16 protein-coding genes are annotated in these 17518 nt (G+C 64.6%); 3 read left to right on the forward strand and 13 right to left on the reverse strand.

Annotated features, from left to right (window positions below):
• Nucleotides 1-3: 3 nt before the first annotated feature.
• From IVA88_RS05945 to IVA88_RS05960, 4 genes are all read right to left on the reverse strand, one after another.
• Nucleotides 4-840, reverse strand: a complete 837-nt coding sequence (locus IVA88_RS05945; protein WP_247496357.1) for an ABC transporter ATP-binding protein — start codon at nucleotides 838-840, stop codon at nucleotides 4-6.
• Nucleotides 841-852: 12 nt separating this feature from the next.
• Entirely contained in the window at nucleotides 853-1842 is a 990-nt protein-coding gene (locus tag IVA88_RS05950; RefSeq protein WP_247496358.1) for an ABC transporter substrate-binding protein, read from the reverse strand.
• Nucleotides 1843-1874: 32 nt separating this feature from the next.
• Nucleotides 1875-2660, reverse strand: a complete 786-nt coding sequence (locus IVA88_RS05955; protein WP_247496359.1) for an ABC transporter permease subunit — start codon at nucleotides 2658-2660, stop codon at nucleotides 1875-1877.
• Nucleotides 2661-2929: 269 nt separating this feature from the next.
• Nucleotides 2930-3862 (reverse strand): LysR family transcriptional regulator, encoded by a 933-nt coding sequence (locus IVA88_RS05960; protein ID WP_247496360.1) that lies wholly within the window; start codon nucleotides 3860-3862, stop codon nucleotides 2930-2932.
• 128 nt (nucleotides 3863-3990) lie between these two features.
• Here IVA88_RS05960 and IVA88_RS05965 point away from each other — a divergent pair, with 128 nt between their 5' ends.
• Both IVA88_RS05965 and IVA88_RS05970 read left to right on the forward strand, forming a co-directional pair.
• On the forward strand, nucleotides 3991-4929 hold the full coding sequence (locus IVA88_RS05965; RefSeq protein ID WP_247496361.1) for a ring-cleaving dioxygenase: 939 nt from the start codon (nucleotides 3991-3993) through the stop codon (nucleotides 4927-4929).
• Complete coding sequence (locus tag IVA88_RS05970) at nucleotides 4926-5552, forward strand: alpha/beta hydrolase (protein WP_247496362.1); 627 nt, start codon at nucleotides 4926-4928, stop codon at nucleotides 5550-5552. The genes IVA88_RS05965 and IVA88_RS05970 overlap by 4 nt, the downstream gene beginning before the upstream one ends.
• A 43-nt stretch (nucleotides 5553-5595) precedes the next feature.
• Here the strand turns inward: IVA88_RS05970 and IVA88_RS05975 are convergent, their stop codons facing one another.
• The 7 genes from IVA88_RS05975 to IVA88_RS06005 form a co-directional block, all read right to left on the reverse strand.
• Entirely contained in the window at nucleotides 5596-6570 is a 975-nt protein-coding gene (locus IVA88_RS05975) for a magnesium transporter CorA family protein (RefSeq protein ID WP_247496363.1), read from the reverse strand.
• A gap of 350 nt (nucleotides 6571-6920) precedes the next feature.
• On the reverse strand, nucleotides 6921-8417 hold the full coding sequence (locus IVA88_RS05980; RefSeq protein WP_247496364.1) for an ABC transporter substrate-binding protein: 1497 nt from the start codon (nucleotides 8415-8417) through the stop codon (nucleotides 6921-6923).
• A 55-nt stretch (nucleotides 8418-8472) separates the two neighbouring features.
• Entirely contained in the window at nucleotides 8473-9477 is a 1005-nt protein-coding gene (locus IVA88_RS05985; protein ID WP_247496365.1) for an oligopeptide/dipeptide ABC transporter ATP-binding protein, read from the reverse strand.
• A complete protein-coding gene (locus IVA88_RS05990; protein WP_247496366.1) occupies nucleotides 9474-10487 on the reverse strand; it encodes an ABC transporter ATP-binding protein in 1014 nt (337 codons plus the stop codon). Before IVA88_RS05990 ends, IVA88_RS05985 begins: the two co-directional genes overlap by 4 nt.
• Nucleotides 10488-10489: 2 nt before the next feature.
• On the reverse strand, nucleotides 10490-11383 hold the full coding sequence (locus tag IVA88_RS05995) for an ABC transporter permease (protein ID WP_247496367.1): 894 nt from the start codon (nucleotides 11381-11383) through the stop codon (nucleotides 10490-10492).
• Nucleotides 11380-12330: an ABC transporter permease gene (locus IVA88_RS06000; protein WP_247496368.1), complete on the reverse strand. Its 951-nt coding sequence runs from the start codon at nucleotides 12328-12330 to the stop codon at nucleotides 11380-11382. The genes IVA88_RS05995 and IVA88_RS06000 overlap by 4 nt, the downstream gene beginning before the upstream one ends.
• A 114-nt stretch (nucleotides 12331-12444) precedes the next feature.
• Nucleotides 12445-13866: an amidase gene (locus IVA88_RS06005; protein ID WP_247496369.1), complete on the reverse strand. Its 1422-nt coding sequence runs from the start codon at nucleotides 13864-13866 to the stop codon at nucleotides 12445-12447.
• A 121-nt stretch (nucleotides 13867-13987) separates the two neighbouring features.
• On the opposite strand from IVA88_RS06005, the gene IVA88_RS06010 reads away from it, so the two are divergent.
• Entirely contained in the window at nucleotides 13988-14875 is an 888-nt protein-coding gene (locus IVA88_RS06010; protein ID WP_346657558.1) for a LysR substrate-binding domain-containing protein, read from the forward strand.
• A gap of 7 nt (nucleotides 14876-14882) precedes the next feature.
• Here the strand turns inward: IVA88_RS06010 and IVA88_RS06015 are convergent, their stop codons facing one another.
• Nucleotides 14883-15818, reverse strand: coding sequence for a carbohydrate kinase (locus IVA88_RS06015; RefSeq protein ID WP_247496370.1), 936 nt, complete (start codon nucleotides 15816-15818; stop codon nucleotides 14883-14885).
• Nucleotides 15819-15835: 17 nt separating this feature from the next.
• Nucleotides 15836-17482 (reverse strand): FGGY-family carbohydrate kinase, encoded by a 1647-nt coding sequence (locus IVA88_RS06020; protein ID WP_247496371.1) that lies wholly within the window; start codon nucleotides 17480-17482, stop codon nucleotides 15836-15838.
• Nucleotides 17483-17518 lie beyond the last annotated feature (36 nt).

The raw sequence follows: 17518 nt of genomic DNA on the forward strand, positions 1-17518 counted from the left end.
GGACTAGTCCCGCTTGACTTCCCGCCAGAAGCGGTCGAGGCAATGGCGTTTCAGGTTGATGAACCCCTCGCCCGTGGTGACGTCGAGGTCGCGCGGCCAGGGCAGGTCCACCGGAACGATTTCTGCCACCCGCGTCGGCCGACGCGTCAGCAGCACGACCTGGTCGGCGAGCTGTATGGCCTCCTCAAGATCGTGCGACACCAGCAGCATCGTCGTCTTCAGCTTCATGAAGATGTGCTGCAGCCGTTCGCGCATGAACAGCGTCATCTCGTAATCGAGGGCAGAGAAAGGCTCGTCGAGAAACAGCACCTCGGGCTCGGTCACTAGCGCGCGCAGGATCGAAACCGTCTGCTGCTGCCCTCCCGACAGCGTGTAGGGATACGCGTTGAGATCGAACGGCACATCGAAATCCGCGAGCAGCTTTTCGACGCGGCGGCGGCGCTCCTTACGATCCACCCCGATCACTTTGAGGGGATAGTGGATGTTGTCGATCGCACGCATCCAGGGAAACAGCGCTTCCCTGTAGTTCTGAAAGACGTACGATATCCTGGTGTCGCGGATGGTCTGGCCGTCGTAAAGCACCTCACCCGCATCCATCGGCATCAGGCCGGAGATCATGTTGATGAAAGTGCTCTTGCCGCAACCGTTCGGGCCGAACACCGAGATGAACTTTCCCATCGGCAGTTCGATCGAGAAGTCGTCGTAGATCGTCGTGCCCTGAAAGCTCTTGCTCAGTCCGCGCACGGTGACGTAGGCCTGCCGCGGTTTGCGCGCCAGGACAGGTGATGGGCCTTCAGCTTCTGGCCGCTCTACGCTGCGGATCGCGGTCACTTTCCCCATCGGAATGCCCACTCAATTTCCGAGATCGGACTTGGCAAGGACCTTGTCCTTGACGTTGATCGGACCTGCCATCACTCCCTCCTTGATGAAGATTTCGACCAGCGCCTGGTACGACTTCATATCGGTCTCGTTGAGGTCCTTGAAGCCGCGCAGATAAGGCTGCGCCAGGAATTCGAGCTGATCTTCCTTGGTGGGTGTGTATTTGGTGAGGATCGGCTTGTACTTTGCGAAATTGGCGTTCACGAGGTCGGTCGCCTCGTCGAGGGCGGCGACCACCTTGCGCGCTGCGTCAGGCCGCTCTTTCAAGAACTTCGTGGTCATCAGCGAAGCCCCGGAATAGAACGGATCCGCAATCACGCGCGCGACCGGATTGGTCATGGCACGGGCCGCTTTGCCCGACGCGACGGCAATCGATCCGACCGGCTCGAGCGACAACGTTGCATCGACCGTTCCGCCGACCACAGCAGGAATCTGCATGGCGACCGCGAGATCGACCAGCTTGACGTCGGTATCGGGATCGAGGCCCGCCGATCGGACCATGTGGCGGGAGATGGTGCGCCACTGAATGCCCGGAACATGACCGAGCGACTTCCCCTTCAGGTCGGCAAAGCTCTTGATCGGGCTGTCCGGCTTCACGATCAGGCCGTCATTGATGCGATCGACCGCGATACCCCCGCCCTGCAGGCCGAACACCTTCAGCTTGCCGGGAAATTTGGCCTCCGCGATCATTGCGATGCCGGCCGCCGCGCCCGGCGGACCGAAATCCGCGCGCTCCGCGATCAGGGCGTCGATGATCTGGTTTGGCGCTTCCATCTTGGTGGAAACAATCTCGATGCAGGCCTTTTCGAACAGCTTCTCTTCGAGAGCAACGTAATAGGCGGTGGTCTGCATGATCGGCAGCCAGACCGCCGTCACTTTCTCGGTCTTGTCGCAGGCCGCGTGTGTGGCGGTCGCGCCGAGCAGGAACGTGGAGGCTGCGAATGCTCCAAGGAATCTCTTCATCTGCATAATGGCCTCTCGTATGATTAGGCGGACTATTTTCCGGACCAGTGGATGAGCGAACGCTCGATCATCAGAAGCATGAAATTGAGCCCATATCCCATCGCGCCTGCGATCAAGATGGAGCCGTACATATCCGTGAGCGAATAGGAGATCTGCGCGTCGATGATGCGGTGACCGATGCCGTCGGTCGCGCCTATGAACATCTCGGCGACGATGATCACGACCAGCGCAAGCGACACTGCGGTACGCAGGCCGATGAAGGTCTGCGGCAGGGTTTCGTAGAAGATGACGTCCTTGAAAATGCGGAGCGACGACGCGCCCATCGAGCGCGCTGCGAGGATGCGGGTCTGACGAGCATTCATCACGCCGTAGGCGACGTTGAAGATGATGACGAGCCAGGCGGCGAAAGCGGCAACTGCAATCTTGGCGAAATCGCCAAGGCCGAAGAGCAGCAGGAACAACGGAAACATTGCGGTCGCCGGCGTGGAGCGGAAGAAGTCCACCAGGAATTCGACTGAACGATAGATCGCAGCCCTGGCACCGAGCACGATCCCGATAGGGACACCGGCAACCACGGCGATCAGGGTCGAATAGCCGACGCGCGCGATGGTATGGACGAAATCGCCGGTCATCTTGCCGGCGAAGATGATGGCCGCGGTATCGCGCAGTGTGTCGACTGGCGACGGCAGCAGATCCTTGTTGACCAGCTGCCCCTTGAAGGCGATCCACCACAACGCGAACAGCAGCAGCGGCCCTATCGCGAGTTCGATGGCGCGCTTCACCTTTGGATTCGAAATCGCCGCGGTGATCTGTTGCATCGGCATCCTCGTGGTCTTCGCGTCTCGCTGCGCGCCTTTCGCCGTGAGCACGAGAAGTGTTGGCTTCAGGGGCTCGAAAGAAAATGGCGAGATGTGCAATCAGTCGTGCAGGAATGCATATTGAAATCAATCATTGGACTGATTGATTTGCAGGCTTGCAGTGCACAACAGTTAGGCAAACTGCGCTTTTTTGCCCACTGCAACGGCAGCAAAAGCGATCAGGGGCGATGGCCGATGTCCTGTCCACCGAAGGCTCCACCGCCTTCACGTCATGCAGCCGTTGATCCCTCAGCGCGTTTGCGCGCGTCAGATTCGTCCTCACGCCCGAAACGCTCGACAAGGAAATCGATGAACAGCCGCACTTTCACGGACAAATGCCGGGTCGGCGGATAGACCGCATAGAGTGCGAGCGGCGGCGCAGAATAGCTGTCCAGCACGGTGCGTAGTTCGCCTTTCCGCAACGCGTCGGCCGCGATGAATTCGGGAAGCAGCGCGAGCCCCCTGCCCTTGATCGCGACATCGCGCAGCACTTCGGCATTGTTGACGCAGAGCGACCAGGCCGGCTGGATCCAGTGATCGCCGTCGGCGCCGGTGAGCTTCCACTGGTTGCCCGTAAGCAGGAAACCGTACGTCAGGGACGCATGTTCGCGCAGATCCTGCGGATGTTGTGGCGTGCCGTGACGTGCGAGATAATCAGGCGAAGCGCAGATCATGCGTGCCACCGGCATGATCTTGCGCGCGATCAGGCTGGAAGATTCCAGCTCCGCGATGCGCAACGTCACGTCAAAACCGTCCTGGACGGGGTCGAGCAGGTCGTCGCTGAGCACGATCTGGAGCTGCAGGTCCGGATATCGCGCCATGAAATCGGCGAGTACCGGCCCGAGCCGCAGGGTGCCGAACGACATCGGCGCATTGACGCGCAACATGCCGCGCGGCGCCGACTGGGCTTGCGTCACGGCCTGATCGGCCGCCTCGATCTCGGACAGGATCACGACCGCGCGGTCGAAATAGCGCTGGCCGTTCTCGGTCGGGCTCGCGTGGCGCGTGGTCCGGTTCAGGAGCTGGACGCCGAGGCTCTCCTCGAGGTCGGCGATGTATTTGCTGATCGCCGAGCGCGACAGCCTGAGCTGGCGCCCGGCCTCGGCAAAACTGCCGCTTTCGACCACCTTTACGAAGGCCCGGAGGCTGGCGACCTTATCCATGGGCCGACGTGGGCGATTGTTTCCAAATCGTAGACATAGACGTCATATTTGCATGGATTGTCTCCAATCCAAAGCGGAACGATATTTCCGGCCAGAGCAAGACCGCTCCCGAATTCAGGAGGACGACAATGTCTGGACTGCACCATGTCACCGCGATCGCCGGCGACCCCATCAGGAATTTCGGCTTCTACACCCGGAATCTTGGCCTGCGCTTCGTCAAGAAGACGGTCAATTTCGATGATCCCGGCACCTATCACTTCTATTACGGCGACGAGACCGGCCGCCCGGGCACCATCCTGACCTTTTTCCCGTGGGCCGGCGTGCCGGCGGGGCGCCGCGGCGTCGGCGAAACCCATCAGACTTCCTTCCGTGTTCCGCAGCACTCGCTCGGCTACTGGACCCAGCGTTTCACCGAGAAGGGGATCGCGTACGAGGCACTGGAAAAGCGTTTTGGCGAGTCCGTGCTGCCGTTCACAGACCCTGATGGCATGGCGCTCGCGCTCGTCGGTGTCCCCGGCGCCGAGAGCGAGCCTGGCTGGAGCAACGGCGATGTGCCGGCCGAGCATGCGATCCGCGGCTTCCACGGCGTGACCTTGCTGCTCGACAGCGCGGCGAAGACGGCGGCCGTCCTCACCGACGTGTTCGGCTTCAAGGAGGCGGCGCGCGAAGGCTCCGTGATCCGCTTCAAGGCGCCGGGCGACGTCGAAGGCAGCGTCGTCGATATCTACGAAGCGAAGGGCTTTTTGCGCGGACACCAGGGTGGCGGCTCCGTGCATCACATCGCCTTCCGCGCGGCCGACGATGCCGAGCAGGGCAAGATGGCGCAAAAGCTCGTAAGCGATCACGGCCTGCACCCGACCGAACAGAGGGACCGCAACTACTTCCGCTCGATCTACTTCCGCGAGCCCGGCGGCGTGCTGTTCGAGATCGCGACCGATATCCCCGGCTTCGCCGTCGATGAACCCGTCGCGACGCTGGGGCGTGACCTGAAGCTACCGAGCTTCCTCGAAGGGCAACGCAAGGAGATCGAGGATGTTCTGCCGAATTTAGAAGAGAGGGTATCGTGACCGAGAATTCATTCATCCATCGTTTCGAGCCCGCGACCGGCGCGGGCTCCTCTCCTCTCCTGCTGCTGCACGGCACGGGTGGCGACGAGAACGATCTGCTCGGGCTTGGCAAAATGATCTCGCCCGGCTCGGCCCAGCTCTCGCCGCGCGGCCGCGTGCTCGAGCACGGCATGCCGCGCTTCTTCCGCCGCCTCGCTGAAGGCGTCTTCGACGAGGAAGATGTGCGCCGGCGTGCGCGCGAGCTCGGCGACTTCGTCGCGGACGCACGGCAACGCTATGGCATCGCCGCGCCGATCGCGGTCGGCTTCTCCAACGGCGCCAACATCGCAGCCGCGCTGTTGCTGCTGAAGCCGGATGTGCTGGCGGGCGCGATCCTGCTCCGCGCCATGGTGCCGCTGTCGGATCCGCCCAAGGCCGAACTCGACGGCAAGCCGGTTCTGCTGTTGTCCGGGCAGGCCGACCCGATCGTGCCGCCAAACAACTCGGCACGGCTGGCGGCTCTGTTGTCGGAGTCAGGAGCGAGTGTGAGTCACAGGGTCCTGCCGGCGGGCCATCAATTGTCGCAAGCCGACGTGACGCTCGCCCGCGACTGGATCGGCAACGCCGCCGCGGAAGCGGCCTGATCCGGAAAAGCGGCGCATCGTTTTCGGACGGTGCGCCGCCGCTTCACTCGAACCAGCCGCGCCGCTTGAACCAGATCAGCGGCAGCACGCCGCTGGCAATGATGGCAAGCCACGCCAGCGGATAGCCGAACGTCCAGTCCAGCTCCGGCATGTGCTTGAAGTTCATGCCCCAGATTCCGACCAAAATCGTGGGCGGCACACCGACGACCGAGACGATCGTCAGGATCTTGAACAGCTCGTTCTGCTGGATGTTGATGAAGCCGAGCACGGCATCGAGCAGAAGCTGGATCTTGTCGGACAATCGCGTCTCGTAGTCACCGAGCGAAGCGACATCTTTCGAGACGGCCTCGAGGCGCTTCTTCGACGCGGCCGTAATCCATTCACTTCCGACATCGCCGGCAAACGAGGCCACGCGGCCGACGCCAAGCAGGACATCGCGCGCCTTGGCGAGCCGATCGGCCAGCTCCCCGATGTTCTCCAGCGCCTCGCGCATCCTGCGGCTGGAGCGGACCGGCCGCTTGGTGCGAACGAGCCCGCCCTTGAAGACGCCCCGCGAGAGCCTGTCGACCTTCGCACCGAGATGCTCGAGAATATCGGCCCCGCGATCGACCATGGCCTCGACCAGGCTGGTGAACACGCACATGCCGTTCTCCAGGCTGTCATCCGAACCTATACGCTTGCCGATCTCGTCGAAGATCGGCAGCTCCGCGAAGCGCACCGTCACCAGCACGTGCGGGCCGATGACGAAACCCACGGGCGTGATCTCGGCCTCGTTGTCCTCGTTGAGCCGGACCGCCGGCGAGCTGAGATAGAGCGTGCCGTTGTCGAGGATCAGGCGGCTCGACGCTTCGATCTCGCTGAGCGAATCCTCGGACGGAATACGTATCCTGAGCAACCGTTCGACGAACTGCTTTTCCTCCGCGGTCGCGTCCAAGAGATCAGCCCAAATGATCTCGGACGGCATTTCCGCGCCGATCTTCTGCCAGTCGTCGGATGGCCACCTGTACAGTTTAAGCAAGAGCCGAACTCCGCACCTTCGCGCCGGATCGCACGGCATGCGGCCATCCTGCGCTGAGCTAACGCATGAGGGTTCCGAACGTTCAAGGTCGAGGGAGCGTCGGGGCGGCGCCAAGCCGAGCGGGCGCGGCCTCCTTCGATGATGCCATCATTCCAGTGTTTTGCCCGACGGGTCAACCGCATCCGCAACGGGCTAGCCATTCAATCGCGCCACGCGCAAGCCATTGAAATGACTAGCCCCGGCTACTGTGCATGGGGTTGTTTTTCAGGTTTTGTTTTTGACCAGCGTCGTGACCATCTCTTTCGTCGGGAGAGATGGCCACCGAAAGCTCGCAGTCGTCCTGCGCGACCCTACTCCCAATACCACGTCGAGAAATCGTTCTCGTACTGGGGCACGTCCTTCCAGACGCCCTTCAGCTTCTTGTTGGTGATGGTGATCAGCTGCGGCTGGTAAAGGTAGGCGGAGACGGCGTCGGTGGCCAACATGCGCTGGGCATCCCCGAGAAGTTTTGCACGGGCAGCTTCGTCTGGCGTCGATACGATCTGCTTGTAGAGCGCGTTGAACGCTTCGTTGTTGTAGCCGAGATAGTAGTCCGGCTCGGTGATCTTGACGAGATCGAACGGCTCGACGTGGCTGATGATGGTGAGATCGAAATTGTGCGGACCGTTGCCGGCGAACACCTGCGACAGCCATTGTGCCCATTCGACGTTCTCGATCTTGGCGATGATGCCGACCTTGGCGAGCTGGGCCGCAAGGATCTCGCCGCCCTGCCGCGCATAGGAGGGCGGCGGCAGCTTGAGCGACAGCTCGAGCGGGGTGGTAACGCCGGCCTCGGCGAGGAGCTTCTTGGCCTTCTCCGGATCGTAGGGGTTGATGCCGATGGTATCGACGAAACCGAGCGCGCCCGGCACGTAGAAGCTGCCGATCGGCGTGCCGAAACCGTCGACGGCACCGTCGATCATGGCCTTGCGATCGATCGCGGCGAGGATCGCACGGCGCACGCGGACATCGTCGAGCGGCTTCTTGCGATGGTTGATCGCGACGATGGTCTTGGCCCTGGAGCCGCCGACCATGACATTGAAGCGCGGATCGGCCTTGAACTGCGCGATGGTGCGCTGGGCCGACACGCGGGGAAACGCGTCGACGTCGCCCGACAGCAGCGCCGCCGTCTGCGCTGACGGATCGGAGATGAAGCGGATCGTCACCTTCGAGAGCTTGATCGCGGCGGCGTTGCGGTAGTCCGTCCATTTGGTCAGGGTCATCGAGGAGCCCTTGGCCCAGGCGCCAAGCTGATAAGGCCCGGTCCCGATCGGCTGCGTGATATTGGTCGGCGCGCTCTTCGGCTCGACGATCGAGCCGCTCGCCTGCCCGAGCAGGAACGGCAGGTTCGGCTCGGAATTTTTCAGCGTGATCACGACTGTGTCCGCGTCAGGCGCGGTAACCGACTCGAAGCTCTGGAACAGGCTCTTGTCCTTGTTGGTGCTGGTGGCGACAGCATTGCGCTCGAACGAGAACTTCACGGCTGCGGAGTCGAACGGCTCGCCGTTGTGGAATTTGACGCCCTTGCGCAGCTTGAAGGTATAGGATTTCAGATCGGGCGATGCGGTCCAGCTCTCCGCCAGCAGGGGCGACGTGGAGCCGTCCTCGTTGATCTTGGTCAGCGTCTCGTAGATGTTGTAGAGCGTGACCTCGGCGATCGCGGCGGCCGCAGCGTTGGTGGGATCGAGGCCCGGCGGCTCCAGCGCCATCGCCATGACGACGCTGTCCTTCTTGCTCTGCGCCAGCACCGGCAACGGTGCCGCGGCAAGCGCGACGGCGAATACGACGATGGATAGTTTCCTGAACATGCGTAACTCCCCGGCCTTCATCTTGTCCTACCCTACGCCAATCCCGCCGCGGGCGCTAACCCTCCACGGGCAATGGCGGCAACGCCATCACAGCCTCGGCCTTGTGGCAGGCGGCGAGATGCGTCTCGCCCACCTTGCGTAGCTCAGGCAGAACCTCGCGGCAATGCTGGTCGGCGAGCGCGCACCGCGACACATAAGGACATCCGGTCGCGGCCGCCGATTGCGAGGCGATCGCCTGGGCCCCGCGGCGGCGCCGGCCACCACCGGCGCGCGCCCGCGGTACGGCATCCAGCAATGCCCGCGTATAGGGATGGGCGCAGCGCTCGAACAAGTCCTCGGGACAGCCCTGCTCGACGATACGGCCGAGATACATCACCGCGACCTCGTCGCAGAGATAGTCGACGACGGCGAGGTCGTGGCTGATCAGGACGTAACTCAACCCGAACTGTTCCTGGAGGTCCTGCATCAGGTTGAGCACCTGCGCCTGGACGGAGACATCGAGCGCGGAGACTGGCTCGTCGGCCACGATCAGCTTCGGCTGGGTGATCAGCGCGCGCGCAATGGCGATGCGCTGGCGCTGACCGCCGGAGAATTCGTGCGGATATTTCTCCATGTCGGCATCGCGCAGGCCCACCTGCCTCAGCACCGCAGAGACGCGCGTGCGAAACGTGGTGCGGTCGGCGCCCTCCAGCACAGTGAGCGGCTCGGCGACGATCCGCGCGATGGTCTGGCGCGGGTCGAGCGATCCGTAGGGATCCTGGAACACCATCTGGAAATCACGGCGCGCGCGGCGCAATTCGTCGGCAGTGATGCGGTTGAGATCGCGGCCGAGCAGCGCGACCTGGCCCGACGTCGGCCGCTCCAGCGCCATCACCACCCGCGCGAAGGTCGACTTGCCCGAGCCGGATTCGCCTACTATGCCGAGGCTCTTGCCGGCGTCGACCCGCACGCTGACGCCATTGAGCGCGCGCACCTGCCCAGGCGGGCGGAACAGGCTCTCGCGCGGGAGCGTGTAGCGCTGCTCGAGATCCTTCACGTCGAGAAGGGGCGCCGTGCTCATGCGGACAGCGCTCCGACGCGTTCAGCCATCGACACGTCCGTCCGGATGCAGCGCACGAAGTGGCCCGGCCCGACGTCCACCATCGGTGGAAGTGCGACCCGGCATTGCTCGATTACGAGCGGACACCGATCGGCGAAGGTACAACCGGAAGGCAGATCGGCGAGCTCCGGCACCGTGCCCGATATCGTCGTCAGCCGTGTCCCCTTGCGTGCGCCGAGCTTCGGTCGAGCCCGGAACAGGCCCTGCGTGTAGGGATGTCCCATGCGGCGGAACACTTCGTCGGTCGGTCCACTCTCGACGACCGTGCCGCCATACATCACCATCATGCGTTGCACGTTCTCGGCGATGACGCCGAGATCGTGCGAGATCAGGATCATCGACATGCCGCGCTCTTCGACGATATCGGCGATGAGGTCGAGGATCTGGCCCTGGATGGTGACGTCGAGCGCGGTGGTCGGCTCGTCCGCGATCAGAAGGTCGGGCTCGCAGGCGAGCGCCATCGCAATCGTGACACGCTGGCGCTGGCCGCCGGAAAACTGGTGCGGATAGGCATCAATGCGCCTGGCCGGATCAGGCAGCCCGACACGATCGAGCAAGGCGATCGTCTCCTTGCGCGCCTGCCCGGCCGAATAGTTCTTGTGACGCCGCAGCGGCTCGGCGACCTGGTGGCCGATCGTGTGCATCGGGTTGAGCGCGGTCATCGGCTCCTGGAAGATCATGCTGATGCGGTTGCCGCGCAGACGACAATATTCCGCGTCCGACAAACCAACCAGTTCGCCGCCATCCAGCTTGACGCTGCCGGTGACGGCCGCACTGTCAGGCAGCAGCCCCATCAGCGACAACGCGGTGACCGACTTGCCGCAGCCGGATTCGCCGACGAGCCCGAGCGTCTCACCCCGTTTCAAGGAAAAGCTGACGCCGCGCACGGCGTGTGCCGGCCCGCGGCTGGTGTTGAGGCGCACGCCGAGATTGGCGACCTCCAGCAACGGCATGGTAGAGCGTTCGCCCATCGTCATCGCTCCCGCGCCAGTCGTGGATCGAACAGATCGCGAAGTCCGTCGCCGAGCAGATTGAGGCCGAGCACCGCGATTGCGATCGCCGCGCCGGGATAAACCGCTAGCATCGGCGACTGGAACAGCAGCGTCTGCGCGTCGTTCAGCATCCGCCCCCAGGACGGCTGCGGCGGCTGCGTGCCGAGGCCGAGATAGGACAAGGCGGCCTCGGCGAGGATCGCGAGCGCGAACTGGATGGTCGCCTGCACGATCAGGACCGACAGGATGTTGGGCAGCACGTGCTCAATGGTGATGCGGAAAGACCCTTTCCCCGCGGCGCGCGCGGCCAGCACGAACTCGCGCGCCCAGATCGCGTTGGCCGAGCCGCGCGTCAGGCGGATCAGCGTCGGGATTTGGAAAATGCCGATGGCGACGATCGAGGTCACCATGCCGGGCCCGACGACCGCAGAGAGCATGATGGCGGAGAGCACGGCCGGAAAGGCGAAGGTGAAATCGGAGAAGCGCATGATGATCTCTTCAGTCCAGCCGCGCCTTGCCGATGCGAGCAGGCCGAGGCAGACGCCGAAGGTGAGACCGATGCTGACTGCGATGATGCCGACCATGATGGTGGAGCGGGCGCCGGCCAGCAGCAGCGAGACGATATCGCGACCGAAGACATCGGTGCCGAGCCAATGCGCGGCCGAGGGCGGCCGGAGTTTCGAGGCGATGTCGATCTCGTAGGGCGACCAGGGCGTCCACACCAGCGACAGCAGCGCCGAGGCGAGAACCAGCAGGCTCAGCGCGCCGCCCAGCACGAAGCTGCGATGGCGCAGCGCGCGGCGCCAGAACGTCCGCGCCGGCAGAGGGCGCGTTGCGGCCGGCGCGTCGACGAGGGTGGTCAGCGGCGCGCTCACAGATCGTGCACCTTGATGCGGGGATCGACGAAGGCATAGAGCACGTCGACCACGAAATTGACGATGACGACCATGGTGGCGAGCAGCATCACGCAGTTGCGCACCACGATCAGGTCGCGGTTGGCGATCGACTGGAAGATCAGGCGGCCGAGGCCGGGCAGATAGAACACGTTCTCGATCACGATGGTGCCGGCGAGCAGATTGGCGAATTGCAGGCCCATTACCGTCATCACCGGGATCATGGCGTTGCGCAGCACATGGCTCCACAGCACCTCGCGCTTGCCGAGCCCCTTCGCGCGCGCCGTGCGGACGAAGTCTTCACGCAGCACTTCCAGCACGGCCGAACGCGTGACGCGGGCGAGGATCGCGGCCTGCACCACCGCGAGCGAGAGCGCCGGCAGCAGCAGCGACTTGATGCCGAGCCAGATGCCGTCCTCCCAGCCGGGAAAGCCGCCCGCCGACAGCCATTGCAGCCGCACCGAGAACAACAGCACCAGCAGGATCGCAAACCAGAAATTCGGCAGCGCGATGCCCACCTGCGTCAGCGACATCACGCCGACGTCGCCGAGCTTGTTGTGGTTGGCGGCGGTGTAGATGCCGGCCGAGAGCGCCAGCGTCACCGTGATCAGCATGGACATCATCGCGAGCGGAATAGTCAGCACCAGCCGCTCCGCGATCAAGGCGGCAACCGGTGTGCCGTAGACATAGGAGTTGCCGAGATCGCCGACGAGCAGCCCCTTGATCCACTGCAAATAGCGAACCGCCAGCGGCTGGTCGAGCCCGAGCTTGACCGTGAGCGCACGCACCGCGTCCGCCGAGGCATCGGCGCCCATCAGCATCTGCGCGGCATTGCCCGGAAGAGCATCCAGCACCAGGAAAATGATCACGGATGCGCCGACCAGCGTCGCCAGCAAAGTCAACAGACGACGGAGAACAAATACGCTCATGCGCGCTCGGATTCAGGGCTCATCTGTTGCACGATCAACATGTCCGGGCACCGGAGGCAAGTGCTTTGCAAACAGACGCTCTGCAAACGGTCCCTTTGCGGCATGTGCCTCACCTTAGCTGGGCCAGCGGGACAGAAGGTCATGCGAAGCCTCGAACAGCGCGCTCACGCGCAGCAAGTCCGCATCAGCTCGGAAGCGGCCGACGAGTTGCAATCCGATCGGCAGGCCGTCACGGCCGAAGCCGCAGGGCAGGCTGACCGCGGGGTGCCCGGTCATGTTGAACGGCATGGTCCAGGGGAACCAGTGCGGCCGGACACTGTCAAAGTGCTTGCCATCGATCTCGATGCTGCCGAACAGGTCCTGATCGATCGGCAGGGCGGTGCGGGTGATGGTCGGCATCGCCAGCAGATCCCCACGCGCAAGCAGGGATTGCACGCAGCGGAACAACGCCGTGCGCGCGAACATCGCCTCCTGATACGCGACGCCGCTGACGTCGGTGGCAAGCGCAAGCTGCTTCAGGAAGGCCTCACTCAGCGCGTCCCCGTGCTCGGCCGCGAGTTTTGCAAAGCGCGTGCGCCAGACGGTGTGGTTGATGGCGCGCCAGATCGGCTCGATGTCGAAATCCTCACCGGAGAATTCCTCGAGTTCGGCGCCGAGCCCCGCCAGCCGGTCCAGGCTCACCTTGAAGCCGGCTGCGACATCGGCCGAGACGGGGCGGCCGGGCGGCGACAGGCAGAAGAGGATCTTCTTCCCACGCAGATCGCCGCGCGGGGCGGCCGTGCCGATGAAATCGGGCACGGGAACGCCGATCGACCAAGGATCGCAAGAATCCTCGCCGGCCATCGCCTGCATCATCAGCGCGGTGTCGGCGACGTCGCGGGTCATCGGCGTGACGTAAGTCTGGTTGCCGAATACGTCCAGCGCCTGGCTGTGCGGGATGACGCCGTTGCTCTGCTTCAGCCCGACCACGCCGTTGCAGGCGGCGGGAATTCGCGTCGAGCCGCCGCCATCGGTCGCGATCGCAAGCGGCGCGATCCCGCTCGCCACCGCCACCGCCGCGCCGCCGCTGGAGCCGCCCGACGAGCGCTCGGCGCTCCAGGCGTTGCGGGTGCGGCCGAACAGCGGCGAGTCGGTCAGACATTTGCTGCCGAATTCCGGCGTGGTGGTCTTGCCGATCAGGATCGCGCCTTGCGCACGCAGCCGTGCAACCGCCACGGCGTCCTCGACCGGCACGTTGTCCTTGTAGGGAACGGCGCCGAACGTGGTCTTCACACCCCTGGTGTTGACGATATCCTTGACGGTGACGGGGATGCCGTGCAGCAGGCCGAGCGGCTCGCCGTCCATGATCTTGCGCTCGGCCGCGCGCGCCTCTGCCATCGCCTCGCCGCCACACAGCGTGATGAAGCAGTTCAGCCGGGGCTGGAGCGCCTCGGCGCGCGCGAGCACGGCGCGGGTGAGCTCGACCGGCGAAATCTGCTTTTTCGCGATGAGGCCGCGCAGCTCGGTTGCGGATAGCAAGCAAGGATCGCCGATCATCGTCAAATCGCTCCGAAGCCGGCCGCCGTTGGCCGATAGCATTGACAGCGAGGATGACAGTTTTGTTAACTCGCCGTCCAATACGATTTTTAACGCCGACCCATACGTTTTCGGTATGCCAATGGATATTCGCCGGCTCCGCTATTTCGTCGCCGTGGCCGAGGCGCGCAGCGTCGGCAAGGCGGCCGAGCGGCTGCGGATGGCGCAGCCGCCGCTCTCGGTGCAGATCCGCAAGCTCGAATCCGAAATCGGCGCGCCGCTGTTCCGCCGTGGCACGCGCGGCATGGACCTGACCGAAGCGGGCCAGGCGCTGCTGGCGCGCGCCAGCGAGGCGCTGGCGCTTGCGGCCGACGGCATCGAAGCCGCGCGCGCGGTCGCGGCCGGGAGCCGTGGTCGGCTGTCCGTCGGCTACATGTTCGTGCTGGCGAACGCGATGCTGCCGCGTCTCATCCCCGAGCTGCGGCGATCCATTCCCGGCGTCGATCTCGACTTCGCCGAGCTCAGTGCCTCGACGCGCGAGGCGCGGCTCCTCGACCGCAGCGTCACCGTCGCGCTATGCATGCCGGCGATCCACCATCCCGAGATCCAGGTGGCGCGGATCGGCGCGCAACCGTTCATGCTGGCGATGCCGATCCGCTCGCCATTCGCCCGCCTGGGCTCGGTGCCGATGGCGCGGCTGCAGGGCCGTCCGCTGATTGCACTGCCGCCTCCGGAGCGGGACCCCTCCTCCTCCGCGGTCGCGGCCCTGCTGCGGCGGCATCAGATCGTGATGCCGATCGCAAGCCGGGTGGAGACGGTACATTCGGCCATGAGCCTGGTTCTGGCCGGTGAAGGCTTCGGCATCCTGCCCGCCTGCGCCCGGCTCGGGGCGCCGCGCGGCATCGTATTCCGGCCGCTGCGGGATGCGACCGACTCCATCGATATCGCGGTGTGCTGGCGGCGGGACTCTCACAGCCCGCTGATCCGCACCTTCCTCAAATGCGCCGAGAAGGCCGTCGCGCCGCTGTGACGCGGCGCTACAAGCTCCAGGTGATCTCGTGGCTCCACGGCGGATCGGCACCGGGACGGGTACACGTGAGACCGGCGCAATTGGCGGCAAAGGACAGCGCGCGGCGAAGCTCGTCCGCGCCGATGTCCTTTAGTTGCTGTCGGGCAAGACGCCCCTGCTTGTGCAAGGCGAACAGCAGCGCCGCCTGAAAACTGTCGCCCGCACCGATGGTGTCGGCGACCACGACCTTGGGCGCGGCGACCTCGATCTGCCCTGCCCCCGAATGCCAAGCGATCGCGCCGTTGTTGCCGCGGGTGATGACGACCAGGCTCGCGCCCCGTATCAGCAGCGCGCTCGCACGCTGCTGATAAGGCTCGTCGCCGAACAAATACACAAAATCGACGTCCGACATCTTGATCAGATCGGCGCAGCCGGCAAACTCGGTCATGCGCGCGAGATAGGCCGGCTTGTCCTTCACGAGGTTGGGCCGGCAGTTCGGATCAAGGGAGATGGTCGACGACGCCCGTGCGTCCGCGATCAGGGCCCCGGTTTCGGTCGCGCCCTGGTCGTTGACGAGCGTGGTCGAGCCGACATGGACGGCATCGACAGTTGCGAATGGAATGGTGCCACGGCGATAGGTCCAGCTTCGCGTCGCTGTCTCGGCATCGTAGAAGGCATAATGCGACTCGCCGGCGACAATACGCACGAAAGCGAGCGTGGTCTGGTGATCGCCGCGGGTGGCGAGAGCGAGCTCGACATTCGAGGCAGCGGCGTGCTCGGCGATCATGCGCCCGAACATGTCCGTCGAGATCCCGCCGACAAAGCCGGTCGGCGCGCCCAGCCGCGCCATGCCGATGGCGACGTTGAGGCAGGAGCCGCCGACCGCCGGCATCACCGCTTCGCGCCCGTCGGTGGCTCGCGTCGGGACGAAATCGATTAGCGCATCGCCGCAGGAAATCAGCATCCGTTTCAACCCCAAAATCAGTCGTTTGCGATGTCGCGCATCGCGGTGCGGCTGCCGCGATCGACCTCGCGCAGTAATTTGTAGACCTTGCGCTTGTGGGCGTGAAAGGCGGCGATGTCGGGCGTGGTCGGCTCGCTCTTCGCTCCCAGCGCCGACATCTTTGCCATGGTCTCGCCGATCGAAGCGTAGGCGCCGCCGGCGACCGCGCCGAGCATCGCGGCGCCGAGCAGCACCGGCTCCCTGGTCTGCGGCAGCGCCACGGTGAGGCCAGTCGTATCGGCCATGATCTGCCGCACCAGCGGACTGCGGCTGGCGCCGCCGCCCATGATCATGATGCTGGAACAGACACCGTGCGCGGCAAAGGCCTCGATCACCTCGGCAAGCCCATAGGCGAGCCCGGACAGACCGGCGACGAACAGCCGTTCCATCGAGGCGATGTCGGTGTCGAGATCGAGCCCCGCGATCACGGCGCGCGTTTCAGGGTCGGCGTAGGGCGAGCGGTTGCCGATGAACTCTGGAAGCACATGGACGTCGCGGGCCAGCAGCGCGGCGCGGCTGGCGTCGCCCGCGCGCGCGATGATGCGGCGCTCAAGAAACTCGATGAGGTCGAGGCCCTCACTGCGCGCCGCCGCGCTCGCTTCGGCATGGCCGGGATGCGATTTGAGGAGATGATCGATCGCCGCGCCCGCAGCCGACTGCCCGCCTTCGTTGAGCCAGAAATTGGGTACCATGCCGGAGTAGTAAGGACCCCACACGCCGGGAACGAAGCATGGCTCCCTGGTCGTCGCCATGATGCAGGCCGACGTTCCCATGATGTAGGCAAGACGGTCGCAGACATCTGTCGCGGTGTCCGATTCATCGCGGCCGCCGATCGCGCCGATGCCGCCAGCGTGCGCGTCGATCAGGGACGCTCCGACGGGTGTACCCGCTGACAGGCCGAGATCGGCGGCGGCGGTGCGGGTGAGACCCGTATCCAGGCGCGTCCCGGGGGCGACGATCTCGGTGCCGATCCGGGCATATTTCTCGGCGACGAAATCCGAGAGGCCGATGCGCTGGAAGAACGACGCGCTCCAGCCGCCGCTATCATGCGCGAGGTAGTTCCATTTGCAGGTGACGGTGCAGGTCGAGCGCTGCAGCGAGCCGGTCGCGCGCCAGGTCAGGTAATCCGCCAGATCGAAGAAGTGCCCTGCGGCGTCGAAGCTCGCACGCAGATGCCGCTTCAGCCACAGCAGTTTCGGCATCTCCATCTCGGGCGAGACCGAGCCGCCGACATAGCGCAGCACGGCGTCCCTGGTCTCGTTGATCAGCCGCGCCTCCGCAATGGCGCGGTGATCCATCCAGACGATGACGTTGCGCTGCCTGTCGCCGGAGGTGCTGACGGTGAGCGGCTCGCCCTTGGCATCGAGCACCACGAGGGAGCAGGTGGCGTCGAAACCGATGCCGGCGACGCTGTCAGGCGCGATTGCAGCTTCCGCCATCGCAGCCCGCACCGACGCCGTGCAAGCGTCCCAGATATCCTGGGACGACTGTTCGACGATGTCGCCGGCCTCGTGCCATGTCCTGATCGGATGCCGTGCGATCGCCAGCAAGGTACCGGCCTCGTCAAACACCCCTGCCCGCGCGCTCGTGGTCCCTACATCGACGCCGATATACGCTCGCGGCATTGTCGCTCCTGGTCGCTTCGTCAGTTTTGACGCAAG

The sequence above is a fragment of the Bradyrhizobium sp. 149 genome, from assembly GCF_023073915.1.
In the GTDB taxonomy this organism is placed as follows: Bacteria; Pseudomonadota; Alphaproteobacteria; order Rhizobiales; family Xanthobacteraceae; genus Bradyrhizobium.

Coding starts and splice junctions, on each gene's coding strand:
- IVA88_RS06010 (WP_346657558.1), top strand. CDS start 13,988: ATGGATATTCGCCGGCTCCGCTATTTCGTCGCCGTGGCCGAGGCGCGC.
- IVA88_RS06005 (WP_247496369.1), bottom strand. CDS start 13,866: ATGATCGGCGATCCTTGCTTGCTATCCGCAACCGAGCTGCGCGGCCTC.
- IVA88_RS05980 (WP_247496364.1), bottom strand. CDS start 8,417: ATGTTCAGGAAACTATCCATCGTCGTATTCGCCGTCGCGCTTGCCGCG.
- IVA88_RS05985 (WP_247496365.1), bottom strand. CDS start 9,477: ATGAGCACGGCGCCCCTTCTCGACGTGAAGGATCTCGAGCAGCGCTAC.
- IVA88_RS05965 (WP_247496361.1), top strand. CDS start 3,991: ATGTCTGGACTGCACCATGTCACCGCGATCGCCGGCGACCCCATCAGG.
- IVA88_RS06020 (WP_247496371.1), bottom strand. CDS start 17,482: ATGCCGCGAGCGTATATCGGCGTCGATGTAGGGACCACGAGCGCGCGG.
- IVA88_RS05955 (WP_247496359.1), bottom strand. CDS start 2,660: ATGCAACAGATCACCGCGGCGATTTCGAATCCAAAGGTGAAGCGCGCC.
- IVA88_RS05945 (WP_247496357.1), bottom strand. CDS start 840: ATGGGGAAAGTGACCGCGATCCGCAGCGTAGAGCGGCCAGAAGCTGAA.
- IVA88_RS05950 (WP_247496358.1), bottom strand. CDS start 1,842: ATGAAGAGATTCCTTGGAGCATTCGCAGCCTCCACGTTCCTGCTCGGC.
- IVA88_RS06000 (WP_247496368.1), bottom strand. CDS start 12,330: ATGAGCGTATTTGTTCTCCGTCGTCTGTTGACTTTGCTGGCGACGCTG.
- IVA88_RS05960 (WP_247496360.1), bottom strand. CDS start 3,862: ATGGATAAGGTCGCCAGCCTCCGGGCCTTCGTAAAGGTGGTCGAAAGC.
- IVA88_RS05990 (WP_247496366.1), bottom strand. CDS start 10,487: ATGGGCGAACGCTCTACCATGCCGTTGCTGGAGGTCGCCAATCTCGGC.
- IVA88_RS06015 (WP_247496370.1), bottom strand. CDS start 15,818: ATGCTGATTTCCTGCGGCGATGCGCTAATCGATTTCGTCCCGACGCGA.